At 66.8% G+C, this 12,462-nt stretch carries 11 protein-coding genes; 10 read left to right on the top strand and 1 reads right to left on the bottom strand.

Translation table 11 applies throughout. The features are described from left to right. Position 1: 1 nt before the first annotated feature. The 9 genes from VFZ97_10390 to VFZ97_10350 all read left to right on the top strand — a co-directional run bounded on the left by VFZ97_10390 (position 2) and on the right by VFZ97_10350 (position 10,374). Positions 2-1,258, top strand: a complete 1,257-nt coding sequence (locus tag VFZ97_10390) for an acyl-CoA dehydrogenase family protein (protein HEX6393843.1) — start codon at positions 2-4, stop codon at positions 1,256-1,258. After that, complete coding sequence (locus VFZ97_10385) at positions 1,255-3,294, top strand: molybdopterin-dependent oxidoreductase (GenBank protein ID HEX6393842.1); 2,040 nt, start codon at positions 1,255-1,257, stop codon at positions 3,292-3,294. Before VFZ97_10390 ends, VFZ97_10385 begins: the two co-directional genes overlap by 4 nt. Positions 3,295-3,391: 97 nt before the next feature. Next, positions 3,392-4,873, top strand: coding sequence for an ABC transporter substrate-binding protein (locus VFZ97_10380; GenBank protein HEX6393841.1), 1,482 nt, complete (start codon positions 3,392-3,394; stop codon positions 4,871-4,873). Next, on the top strand, positions 4,861-6,204 hold the full coding sequence (locus tag VFZ97_10375) for a hypothetical protein (protein HEX6393840.1): 1,344 nt from the start codon (positions 4,861-4,863) through the stop codon (positions 6,202-6,204). The genes VFZ97_10380 and VFZ97_10375 overlap by 13 nt, the downstream gene beginning before the upstream one ends. Next, positions 6,183-6,527 (top strand): hypothetical protein, encoded by a 345-nt coding sequence (locus tag VFZ97_10370; GenBank protein HEX6393839.1) that lies wholly within the window; start codon positions 6,183-6,185, stop codon positions 6,525-6,527. The genes VFZ97_10375 and VFZ97_10370 overlap by 22 nt, the downstream gene beginning before the upstream one ends. Then, positions 6,520-6,978: a hypothetical protein gene (locus tag VFZ97_10365; GenBank protein ID HEX6393838.1), complete on the top strand. Its 459-nt coding sequence runs from the start codon at positions 6,520-6,522 to the stop codon at positions 6,976-6,978. Before VFZ97_10370 ends, VFZ97_10365 begins: the two co-directional genes overlap by 8 nt. Then, positions 6,975-8,867: an ABC transporter permease gene (locus tag VFZ97_10360; protein HEX6393837.1), complete on the top strand. Its 1,893-nt coding sequence runs from the start codon at positions 6,975-6,977 to the stop codon at positions 8,865-8,867. The genes VFZ97_10365 and VFZ97_10360 overlap by 4 nt, the downstream gene beginning before the upstream one ends. Further along, the gene (locus tag VFZ97_10355; GenBank protein ID HEX6393836.1) at positions 8,864-9,646 is read left to right on the top strand and encodes an ABC transporter ATP-binding protein; all 783 of its coding nucleotides are present in this window, start codon (positions 8,864-8,866) and stop codon (positions 9,644-9,646) included. The genes VFZ97_10360 and VFZ97_10355 overlap by 4 nt, the downstream gene beginning before the upstream one ends. Then, entirely contained in the window at positions 9,643-10,374 is a 732-nt protein-coding gene (locus tag VFZ97_10350; GenBank protein ID HEX6393835.1) for an ABC transporter ATP-binding protein, read from the top strand. The genes VFZ97_10355 and VFZ97_10350 overlap by 4 nt, the downstream gene beginning before the upstream one ends. Here VFZ97_10350 and VFZ97_10345 read toward each other — a convergent pair. Further along, positions 10,328-11,167, bottom strand: coding sequence for a mycofactocin-coupled SDR family oxidoreductase (locus tag VFZ97_10345; GenBank protein ID HEX6393834.1), 840 nt, complete (start codon positions 11,165-11,167; stop codon positions 10,328-10,330). The two genes, VFZ97_10350 and VFZ97_10345, sit on opposite strands and share 47 nt — an antisense overlap. Positions 11,168-11,270: 103 nt before the next feature. Between VFZ97_10345 and VFZ97_10340 the strand changes: the two genes are divergently transcribed. Next, on the top strand, positions 11,271-12,452 hold the full coding sequence (locus VFZ97_10340) for an amidohydrolase family protein (GenBank protein ID HEX6393833.1): 1,182 nt from the start codon (positions 11,271-11,273) through the stop codon (positions 12,450-12,452). Positions 12,453-12,462: the final 10 nt, after the last annotated feature.

Genomic DNA, 12,462 nt, shown 5'->3' with positions numbered 1-12,462 from the left:
GTTGAGCCCGCCGATCGAGCCCCGCTGCACCGAGGAGCTCGTTGCGCCCAACCGTCACGACGTTCGGGCATGGAGCAGGGAGGCGTGGTCGAACGCGACGACGGTGCGTGAATGGTGGCGCCGGCTGGCTGAAGCGGGCCTGTCCCAGCCCCAGTGGCCTGCACCCCACGGCCTTGGATGGTCGAGCGCCGAGGCGCGCGTCGTCATCGAGGAACTCGCTGCGTTGGGCACGATCGCGCCGCCCGAGGGAGGTGTTGCGGCGACTCTCGCTGCGCCGACCCTGCTCGCCCACGGGTCGCCCGACCAGCGGGACCGGTACCTGCCGTCCATCGCCAGGGGTCTCGAATCGTGGTGTCAGCTGTTCAGCGAGCCCGGGGCAGGGTCGGACCTGCCCAGTCTTGCGACCAGGGCGGTTCGCGACCGTCACGGCTGGGTGGTAACCGGGCAGAAGCTGTGGAGCTCGAATGCTCACCTCGCTCGACGCGGCCTGCTCCTGGCGCGGACCCTTCATCCGACGAGCGGGCGCACCGGCATCAGCTACTTCGTGTTGGACATGGGCCAACCCGGGGTCGAGGTCCGACCCATCAAGCAGATGGACGGCATCTCACGGTTCTGCGAGGTCTTCCTCGACGGCGCCCGGGTCCCCGGCGGCGATCTGATCGGCGAGCTGCACCGCGGCTGGGAGGTGGCGCGAACGACGCTGGCCTATGAACGGGCCAACGCGGCCGGCCGTTCGGCGCGTGGCCTCACCTTCGTCCCCTCGGGCGAGATCGCCGGTTTCCTGGACCGTCGCGTGAAGGAGGTGATCGCCGCGGAACGCCACAGGGCTGGGACGTTCACGGGCCGCGCGGTACCTGCCCGGCGACTGGCGCAGCTCGCTCGCGATCGAGGCTGTGCTGACGACCCCGAGATTCGTGAACGCATCGGTGGCTACCTGATACTCACCGAGGTCAATCGGTTCGGCCAGCGGCCCCGGCCGTCGCCGCACCCATCGATCACCAAGCTTCTCGTGTCCAGGATCTGCCACACCTCGCGAGAGGTCTCGTACGCGGTCCTTGGAGCTGCGGGCATGCTGGACGGTATAGACGCGCCGTTCGGGGGCGACCTTCAGCGGGTTGGACTCGGGAGCTTCGGCGTGAGCATCGGTGGCGGTACCGACGAGATCCAGCGCAACCACCTCGCGGAGCAGGTTCTAGGTCTGCCCCGCGCCGGCGGTGTTCCGGAGACGGTTGTACATCCGGGAGTGCGCGACGGATGACTCGATCCGTCCACAGCTACTGCCGCCAGTGCCTGGCGGTGTGCGGGCTCATCCTCACCGTCGAAGGTGACCAGATCGTCGCCGTGCGAGGTGACCCTGAACATCCCGTGACCCACGGCTACACGTGCGCCAAAGGCCGTGCCCTGGGCGCAATGCACCACGCACCCGACAGGCTGAACGAGCCACTGGTCCGGCATGGTGACCGGCTGATCCCGGTGTCGTGGGACGAATTCTTCGCCGATCTGGCCGCCAGGCTCTTGCGCGTCGTAGAGGAGTCCGGACCGGATGCCGTCGGCACCTACTTCGGGTCACTTTCTGGGTGGGACCCGGCTGGCCGGGCCGTAGCGGAGACACTCCACCGCGCGCTCGGGTCGCGCAGCCGCTATACGTCCACGACGACGGACTGTCCCGCGAAGCCGCTTGTGGCCCAGGCGGTGCTCGGTCACGGCGCGATCACGCCGCTACCCGACCTCGAGTCCACTGCGCTGCTCCTCCTGATCGGCACCAATCCGGTCGTTTCACATGGGCACACCTGGGCCCTGCCGGATCCTGTCGTTGCAATCCGAACAGTTCGACGACGCGGCGAGGTGTGGGTGGTCGACCCTCGCACCACCGAAACTGCGCGTCTTGCCAGCCGCCACCTCGCGTGCCGCGCCGGAACGGATCACGCCCTTCTGGGGCACCTGATGCGAGAGCTGCTAGCCAGTGGTTGCGACCGGAGCTACCTCGATGCCTACTGCATGGGGGTCGACGAGCTTCGCGCTGCGGTCGAACGGTTCGATGCTCCTTTCACGGCCGACGTGACGGGCCTGCAACCGTCCGAGCTCGCCGAGCTAGTGGCTGCGATCCGGCGCGCCGGGCGGATCTCCGTTGTTACTGGCACTGGAGCCACCATGGGCGCCAACGCGAACCTGACCGAATGGTTCGCGGCCGCGCTCACGCTCGTGACCGGTTCGTTCGATCGTCCCGGTGGGGTGTGGTGCAATCCCGGACTGCTCGCCCGCCTCGACGAGTCCGGAATCGGGACGCACAAGAGCAAACCGCCCCAGCCCGGACCGCCGAGCCGTCCCGAACTGCCTAGGCGATTCGGCCAATACCCGTGCGCGGCGATGGCGGACGAGATCGAGAGCGGACACCTCCGTGCTTTGCTCTCGCTCGCAGGCAACCCCGCCGTCGCGTTTGCCGACTCTGCCCGTGTGACTGCCGCGTTCCGCAGCCTTGAAGTCCTTGCGGTCGCCGACATCCGCCACACCGCGACCACCGACCTGGCCACACACGTCATGCCCTGCGCCGACCCGCTCGAACGAGCTGACGTGACCTCCGGCGTCGAGCTTTACCAGCCACTCGTCGCCGGGCAGTACGTCAGCGCGGTAGTGCGCCTGAAAGCGGCGCGGCGCCCGTTGTGGTGGATCATCGGTCAGCTCGGGCTGCGCCTCGGTCACGACGTGATGCCGGGGGCGCTTGATGTCGATGATCCGGCCGTGGATGACGACGCTGTTCTCGATGCCGTGGTGGGCGCCGGCGGCGTCAACACGTTGCGCGCCGTTCCGAGCGGCGTGACCGCTCCGACCCGCCGCTTCGGTTGGCTGCTCGAGCGGGCAAACCGGCCGCGCTTTCAACTCGCCCCATCGGAGCTCGTAGGGGAGCTGTCCCGTGCTGAGCCTCCCGCTCCGCTAATGCTGATACCTCGACGGCAAGGACGTCACCTCAACTCGTGGTTCCCCCCGGCTGGGCTACGCCAGGACGATCCCTTTCTGCTGATCCATCCCAGCGACGCGGCGGAAGCGGGGTTGAGCGACGGAGGCCGAGCCCGTGTAAAGAGTGCGGCTGGGACGCTGGTGGCGACCGTTTCGATCGATGGCGGGGTTGCCCGTGGGCATGTGTCGTTTCCCCACGGCTTCGATCCTCCCTCCGGTCCGCTCGTCAGCGCTCTTATCTCGTCGGTCGACGTCGACCCGCTTACCGGGATGGTTCGCCAGTCCGGCGTCCCGGTCAACCTCGAACCCCAGCTCGAGGTGCATGCCGGAGGAGCGTAGGCGGACTGGATGCGCTCCCGGGATCGAACGCTGGGCAACGAGGGTTAAATCGTAGAAATCGTTGCAGGATTAAGCGATTTGTGCCACACTAACGTGCGTGAAGCTGGGGGAATGCTTCAGGACTAGTGCTCGAACCACGATGGTGGCGGCAACAGCGGTGGTCGTCGCGTTGTCCGCGCTGACCGTGTCCGGCTGCGGTACCCGGGAGCCTTACTCGAAGTTGCTGAAGGCCCAGGCGGGCACCCCTGTGGCCGGCGGGCAGGGCGCCGCGGGACCTTCGAGTGGCGCTCCGAGCACAGATGCCGGCGGGAGCGGCGCGTCGCAGTCCCAGGCCGCGCCCGGGTCACCGGTCACGTCTGCGGGAGGAGCCGGCACGTCGCAATCAGCGTCAGGAGGTGGAGGCGGGCCTACTGCGAGCGGGGCCCGATCCGGTTCGATCGGCGCGGGACAGCCGACCGCTTCGCACGCTTGCAGTTCTTCGCAACCTACGATCGTGATCGGCAGCGTCGGCGAGCAGTCCGGAATCGCCGGAGCCGCCGTTGCGGCGGGGCCGCGGGCAGTCGCCGCATGGGTCGCTTACATCAACGCTCAAGGCGGCGTGGCCTGCCATCCGCTGAAGTACGTCATCGCCGACGACGGCGGCAGCCCTTCGCAGAACCAGGCACTCACCGAACAACTGGTCGACCAGGATCACGTCGTCGCCTTCGTTCAGAACGATGCACCCCTGGCCGCTGCCGGCAGCGAACAGTTCCTCGCGTCCCACAAGATCCCGGTCATCGGGAGCGAGGGAGCGGAGCAGTTCTACTACGACCACCCCAACTTCTTTCCCGAGTCGGCCAGTGGCGACGCGCTCGTGTACTCGGTGTTCGCAGGGATGGCGCAGGAGCTCACCCCTAGCCAGAAGGCCCACGTAGGGGTCCTCTCGTGCGTTGAAGCCGCCGAGTGCTCCGTGTACGCGCAGCAGGCCCCGGCAGACACCCAAAAGATCGGCTTGACACTCGTGTACAACGGCACCGGTTCGCTGAGTGCCCCGAACTTCACCTCGCAGTGTCAGGCGGCAGAGCAGGCCGGTGTGACCGCCCTGCTGGTGGCACTCGACCCGAACAGCATTCACCGGGCCGCATCGTCGTGTGCCGGGATCAACTTCCATCCGCAACTGGCGACCGCCGCCCAGACGACGACGCCGGACATGGCGGGTGATGCGAACCTCAACGGTCTCGACACCGAGCTGGGTTACGTGCCGTGGACGGCTACCAATATTCCGTCGGTTGCTCTGTTCCAGAAGGTGATGAGCCAGTACGGCGCCGGGGTTCCGCTCGACGGTTCGTCGATCCAGGGGTGGGTGACCGCGCAGATGTTCCTGGCGGGGGAGTCGAATCTTCCGCCCGGGAACATCACCTCGGCGCAGATCCTGGCCGGGATGGACAGCATCAAGAACAACGACCTCGGTGGGATCACCAACCCGCTGACGTTCACCGCAGGGCAGAACGCCCCGGTCGGCATCTGCTGGTTCCAGGTCAAGCTGGAGAACGGCACCTTCGTGAGCCCAAATGGCGGTCACCGCACGTGCGAGTCCTGAAGGTGATCATCCTTCCAAGTTCGCGATGGTGGGCGGCCGCGATGGCGGCGGGAGCAGTCGGGCTGGTGTTGGTGCCGGCTTCCGCGTACGCGAATAGCGGTCCGGCATCGTTTGCGGGCTCGTCGGACGCGTTCGGGGTGAACCTGACGGTCACGGTGCCCGGCGGGCCCATCACGAGCACACCGGTCAACGGCGGGGGACCGACCGCCCAGTCGGAGCTCACGTCGTTCGGCACGAGCATCGGGTACGCGGCCTTCCCCGATCCCGGCGACACCGTCGTGTCTGCGCCGACCTTGCTTCAGGGGCTGCTGAGCACCGGTTTGTCGGGGTTGCCTCCGGTCAGCATTCCTCAGCCGCCGTCGTATCCGTTCTACGCGCAGTCCGAGGCGGGCACCCAGCCGAGCGACCAGGTCGGCGCCGGCCCCTATTCGCTCCGCACGACCAGCACCGACACCGGGACTGAGTCGAGCGCGAGCGGCGGACTGCAGGACGGGCTGATCGGCAACGTTGCGCTGGTCACCTCCGCCTCTAGCGTCAAGATCCAGGACGACGGCAGCGTGGTGGCTCAGGCGACCTCGGAGATCCAGGGCCTGAAGGTGGGGCCGCTTGCCATCGGCGACGTGGTCTCAACCGCCATCGAGACGGCGTCGGCTGACGGCAGCGTGACGCCCTCGACCAAGCTGGTCATCACAGGCGTGCAAGTCGGGGGGGTGCCGGTGTCGCTTTCGGGGACTGGTCTGAACCTGGCCGGCCCGAGTGTTCCACTGCCGATAAACCCGACGCTGCACTCGATACTCGCCGGCTCCGGGCTGACCGCCACGGTCGTCGGGCCGCAGCACTACAACGGCGAAGTGCTCGCGCCGGCGGTGGAGCTCACCGGACCGGTCAACGACCTGGGCGCGGGAACCGGCCCGGGCACTTTCACGCTCATTCTCGGAGGCGCCGACGCGGCCATGCAGGTCGGAGCGGGACCTCCCGACACGACGGCTTCGACCTCGGGCGGTGCATCTGACCTGTCGGGCACCGGAACTGGCTCAGGAACGTCCGACGCGACGTCGACGAACTCGGCTGGTCCGTCGATCTCTGCTGCGGCCGGTGACGCTTCGGCGGCGCCGAGCGGCGGCCTGCTTGCTGGCGGCTCGCGTGTCAGGCAGCCGGCGCCTGTTGGCTCGTTGTCGGGGAGGTCGATCAGTCTTGTAGGGAATCCGGTTGGCTTCGACATCCGGAGCCTCTATCTGGTGTTTGCCGCCGCGGCGCTTGTTGCTGTCGTCGCCGCGCAGCTGATGCGCAGCTTGGGAGTGAGGGGACCATGGACATCTTCAAGTGGTTGAGAAACCAGTGGGACCGTTCAGCGGCGGTCGCTGTCGTGGTGTTCGGGGTGGTGGCCCTAATCCTCGGCTACTTGGGGGTCAGCCGGTCGACGCTGGCGACCCAGCAGATCCCCTATCTCGCGTCAGGAGGTCTGGCCGGCCTGTTCGCTCTGGGCCTGGGGGCGACCTTGTGGCTGTCGGCCGACCTGCGTGACGAGTGGCGAAAGCTGGATCGCATCCATCAAGAGCTGAAGCGCGACCAGGCGAACCTCACCAACGGCGCCGACCCCGTCGTCCCTGCGAAGCAAAGAGCGTCGCGGACCCGAAGCGGTTCGCATGGATGAGCTGAACCCGAGTGCCCTCGGTCGTCGTGACCAGACGAAGTGGCACCCCTGGAAAGGAGACGACGTCACGCGTGCGGTACTCGGCCAGGTGGTCGGGGCGGCGCTGATGATCGCCTCGTGGTTCGAGGCGAGCGGCCAGTTGACGGTGCGCGGAGAGCTCACCTGGCTGAACTTGGGACTGGTCGGGCTGATCGTCTGCGGGCTAAGCAACGCGTTGTGGTTGCTGCAAGGTCGACGCAACGTGGGCACTGCGCGAGTCCTCCTACTTCCGGACCGCGCTACACCGTCCGCGGAGCGGCTCCGCACGTCAGCTTCGGATGTCCGAGTGGCTGTCAAGGCCCCCGGGGTGACGATGTTCCACCGTCCCGGATGCCCGCTGGTCAAAGGTAAGCCGACCGTCGCGAGCGGCGCCCGCAAGGATCGGGTGCCCTGTCAGGTGTGCCAGGCGTGAGCTCGCTTCTTCCGTTCCTCGTCGTCGGCGTTGTCACCGGATCGCTCTACGGCCTGGCCGGAGTTGGCCTCGTGCTGACATACCGGACTTCGGGGGTTTTCAACTTCGGGCACGGCGCCCTGGCTGCGGCGGCCGCGTTCGTCTTCTACGAGCTCCACGTTCTCGACGGCTGGCCTTGGCCGGTGGCAGCCGTGGTAGTGCTAGCCGGGTTTGCGCTGTTGGGTGCGACGGTCCTCGAGCCGTTGACAAGGGTGGTCATGGACGCCCCGCCCAGCCTCGTCGTCGCTCTCACCGTCGGCTTGTTTCTAGCTGTCGACGGCCTGCTCTTGGTGGTGTTCGGAGACGTGACCCGGAACTTCCCGTCGTTTCTGCCTCAGACCGGGTTCAACGTCGACGGCGTCCTGATCAGCTGGGGCGAGGTCATCACCGCCGGCTTGGTGCTGGCGCTGTCCGTTGGGTTGTACCTGTTCATGCGGCTAAGCCGCCTCGGCGTTGCTATGCGGGCCGCGGTGGACGTGCCGTCGTTGGTGGGCCTGACCGGGGAGCGACCCAACCGGGTACGTGCAGCCGCGTGGAGCTTGGGCTCGGTGTTCGCCGCGCTCTCCGGGATGTTGCTGGCCCCGACGCTCGGCCTGGACGCGACCCTGCTCACACTGTTGGTCATTCAGGCGTTCGGGGCGTGCGCGATCGGACTTTTTTCGAGTCTGCCACTCACCTATCTCGGCGGGATCCTGGTCGGGGTTCTCGCTTCGGTCGCCACGAAATACGCGACTCACGGGCCGCTCGGCGGCCTTCCCCCTGCAATACCGTTCCTCGTTTTAATAGCGGTTCTCCTGGTGGTCCCGCCCCGCCGGCTGCCGGGCGGCCCGTCGATCGTGCGAGGTATCGCCCAACCGGCCCGCCCCTTCAACCCCAGGCACGCAGCGGTGGTCTGGGTGCCGGCCGCGGCCTTACTGTTGGCGATGCCGCGGCTGGTCGGCGCCCACCTGCCGGTGTGGACGGCGGCGCTGACCTACGCGGTGATCTTCGGGTCTCTCGGCCTGCTCACCTGGACGTCGGGGCAGGTCTCGCTGTGTCAGATGGCATTCGTGGCGATCGGGTCCACCACCATGGGACACCTCACGTCCGACGGGGTGCCTTGGCTGATCGCCCTGCTCGTGGCCGGGCTGGTGACCGTCCCGGTCGGGGCGCTGATCGTCCTTCCCGCGATGCGCGTATCTGGGATCTATCTGGCTTTGGCAACACTCGGTTTCGGGGTGCTGATGCAAGAAGTGGTGTTCCCGTCGTTCCTGATGTTCGGTGGCGGCCTCACGGTCAGAGCGACCCGGCCCCGACTGTGGTTCGTGCACGGAGCGAGCGACACGTGGTTCTTCTACGCGTGCCTCGCCATCGCGGCCGCATCGTTGGCGGCGATGGTCGCCGTCCAGCGCAGCCGGCTGGGGCGTCTGCTGCGCGGGCTGTCCGAGACGCCGACGATGCTGGCGACCCACGGGCTCGAGGTGAACCTCACCCGTCTGATCGTGTTCTGCATTTCGTCGTTCTTCGCCGGGATCGGCGGGGCACTGATGATCTCGCAGTTCTCGGCGGCGAGCGGCTCCGCGTACGGGCCCGTCCAATCGCTCGTGTTGGTCGCAGTCCTCGCTGTCTGCGGGACGCGACTGTTCCGCTCCAGCGTGCTGGCCGCACTTCTCATTGCGGTGGTGCCCGGGTATCTCACCAAGTTCACGAGTGACCAGCAAACCCTGCTGTTCGGGCTCGCCGCGGTGATCGCCTCGCTGGTCTTGGCGTCGCGCTCCGAGCTTGCCTCCTGGGTCGCCCGCCTCGCCGCAGAGTCGTCCTGGCGGTGGCAGCACAGCCCGCTGCGATCCAGGGTGGAGACCTACGGATGAAAGAGCGGCCGACTCCGTTGGAAGACGGTTTGGTCGTGCACGATATCTCGGTTGCGTACCAGGGTGTCCCGGCGGCTGCGGGCGTTCAACTAGCCGCCCCGCTCGGCTGCATCACCGGCCTCATCGGACCCAACGGTGCCGGCAAGACCACCGTGTTCAACGCGGTCAGCGGCCTGGTCCGCCCCTCCGCCGGCTCGATAACGGTGTTCGGTGTCGACGCCACCCACCTCTCTCCCTCCCGTCGGGCCCGGTTGGGTCTGGGCAGGACGTTTCAGATCGTCGAGGTTTGCAACCAGATGACCGTCCGCGAGAACGTCGCCCTCGGCGTCGAAGCGCTACTGGTCGGGAGCAGCGCCATCCGTCACCTGAGGGTAAGCCGTTCAGAACGCCGGGCTCTCGAGGAGAAGACCCGGCAAGCCTTGGATACCTGCGGGATAACCGATTTGGAATCGCAGCCCGTGGCTTCATTGAGCACCGGTCAGAGGCGACTGGTGGAACTGGCGCGAGTCGTGGCGGGGGGCTTCCGGCTCTTGCTCCTCGACGAGCCCACCAGCGGGCTCGACAGCGCCGAGAGCGAGAGGATCGGGGACATCCTCTGCGAGATCGTCGCCCAGCGCGGGGTCGGGGTGCTGCTGGTCGAACACGACATGCAGCTGGTGATGCGCATCTGTTCCTACATCTACGTGCTGGACTTCGGGCAGCCGATATTCGAGGGAACCCCCGGTGAAGTGCGGGCCAGCCCGGAGGTCCGTGACGCCTACCTGGGGGTCCACACGTGAGGCTCGACCTCGAAGACGTCAGTGCTGCATACGGGTCGGCCGTCGTACTCAGAGACCTGTCCATGTCGGTCCCCGCAGGCCAGGTCGTCGCGCTCCTGGGTGCCAACGGAGCCGGGAAGACCTCGTTGCTGAAGGTGGTGTCCGGGCTGCTCCGCCCGCGCGCCGGACGCGTCCTTCTGGATGATCAGGATGTGTCGGCACTGGGGTCGGACTCCCGCGCCCGCATGGGCGTGTGCCACATCACCGAGGGACGCAGCGTCTTCCCGGACCTGACGGTCCGCGACAACGTCCGCCTCTTCACCCCGCGAGGCAAGCCCGCGGCGTCAGTCGAGGAGGCTCTCGACTGTTTTCCCGCCCTGCGCCCGTGCATGCCGCGCCCGGCAGGCTCTCTGAGTGGCGGCCAACAGCAGATGCTCGCACTGCTCCGCGCCTATCTCAGCGATGCCCCACTTGTGCTCTTCGACGAAATATCGATGGGCCTAGCCCCGGTTGTCGTCGACCAGATATTCGAGTTCCTCGACCATCTACGGACCTTCGGACGCAGCCTGCTCGTCGTGGAGCAATACGTCGCCAAAGCGCTCGCCATAGCCGACGTGGTCTACATCCTGGCCAAGGGCCGAATCGTCTACGCCGGGGAGCCGGCCGAGCTGCGCGGCTCCACCCAGATCATGGACCACTACTTCAACGCAGAAGGAACCCGGCGTCGACCGGAAGAGATATCCCGGTAACAAACCGGGATTCGTCGGACGCCAACCAGGCCACCGCGTCGGACACGTCAGACGGTTCGACCCACGGAGTCGGCATGGAGTTGACGAAATGGAAACCGTCCATGGCGTCCTCCAGCGTGGCGTGCTCGAATCCGGGACGGAAGACGTTGTAGGTCGCCTCGTTGTGCAGCATGTCGGTGTTGACCGACGTGGGGTGCACGCAGTTCACCCGGATCCCCTGCGTTGCCAGTTCGGCGGCGAAGACCTTCATCAGCCCGACCACGCCGTGCTTGGCGGCGGTGTAGTGAGCCGTGTTGGCCAGTCCCTTCAGCCCTGCCATGGAGCTGGTGATCACGATCGACCCGCCGTGGCCCGCGGACAGCATGTGCGGAACGCAAGCCTTGAGGGTGTGCCAGACCCCCGTCAAGTTGACGCCGATGACGTCCGACCACGCCTGCTCGCTCAACGCTTGGCCCGACGCGTACGAGATGATGCCGGCGTTGGCGCAGACGATGTCCAACCGACCGAACCGTTCCGCAGCCTCGGCGGCGACTGCATCAACTTCATCGAAATCCCGGACATCGGCCCGGGAGCACAAGACCTTCCCCCCGGCCTCCTCAACCAGCCGGGCCGTCTCGTCGAGATCGGCTTTTGTCGCCAGGCGGTAGGGCACCGAGGCGATGTCCTCCAGGAGGTCGATCGCAACGACGTCCGCTCCCTCCGCGGCGAGGCGAACCGCATGCGAACGCCCTTGGCCTCGGGCGGCCCCGGTGACCATGGCCACCCTGCCGGCGAGGCGCCCCGGGTGAGTCATCCGCGACCACCGCCTTCCCACGGTCCTTCGATTCGCCGGACCTCGTCAGCGTCCATTCGTTCTAATCGTTGCATAATTCGTCTATATATGGCAAGCTCTATTTGTGCCCCTCCAAGACCACATGAAGTTGATCTCTACTGACGACCACGTCATCGAGCACCCCAGAGTCTGGGAGGATCGCCTGCCCCGCGACGACCGTGAGGCGGGCCCGCGCATAGTCGAGATGGTGCCCGCCGGCGCCCCCGAAGGGGCGCGCGCCGCCCACATCTGGCTGTTCGAGGGGCGCCTCTATCCCCAGATCGCTCTCAACGCGGTGGCCGGGCGCAAACGGGAGGAGTTCGGGCTGGAACCTAATCGGTTCGACGACATCCTTCCCGGCAGTTACGACCCCAAGGCCCGGGTGGCGGACATGGATGCCGACGGAGTGCAGGCCCAGCTCTGCTTCCCGTCGTTCCCGAAGTTCGCCGGCACCGTCTTCTTGGGAGCCGACGACAAGAGACTCGCGGGCCTCTGCGTTCGGGCGTACAACGACTTCATGCTCGACGAATGGTGTGCCTACGCCCCGGACCGTCTGATACCGCTTGTCATCGTTCCGCTCTGGGATCCCGCTTTGGCAGCGGCCGAGATCGAGCGGTGCGCGGCGAAAGGTGCCAGGGCGGTGTCCTTTCCGGAGAACACCGCAGCGCTCGGGATGCCGTCGTTCCACACCGACCACTGGGACCCGGTGTTCGCCGCCGCCCAGGAGACGGGTCTGCCTTTGTGCATGCACTTCGGTAGCTCCGGTCAGCCGCCGTCGACCGCCCCCGACGCCCCGTTCGCCGTAGCGATATCCCTCTTCGGGTGCAACTCGATGTCTGCCACGGCCGACCTCCTTTTTTCCCGGGTATTCCACAAGTTCGACCGCTTGAAGGTGGCACTGGCCGAAGGAGGGATCGGTTGGATTCCCTACATGCTCGAACGGATCGACTACACCTGGGAGCGTCACCGCTACTACACGGGAATCGACATCGATACGCGCCCGTCCGACCTGTTCCGCCGCAACATGTGGGGATGCTTCATCGACGACGTGGCAGGGCTGCAAAATCGGCACGAAATCGGTATCGACCGAATCACGTGGGAGAGCGACTACCCCCACTCCGACTCCAACTGGCCCAAGAGCCGGAAGCGCGCCGCTGAGGTCCTGGCGGACGTACCCGACGAGGAAGTCCACCAGATGGTGGAGTTGAACGCTCGGAAGCTGCTCCGCTTCACGGCCGACTTGGACCGTCAGCAGATAGGCGCATGAGCAGGGACGC

The organism is Acidimicrobiales bacterium, from assembly GCA_036378675.1.
In the GTDB taxonomy this organism is placed as follows: Bacteria; Actinomycetota; Acidimicrobiia; order Acidimicrobiales; family Palsa-688; genus DASUWA01.
The sequence above is the reverse complement of the archived record's forward strand: the minus strand, read 5'-3'. Positions and strand labels throughout refer to the sequence as shown.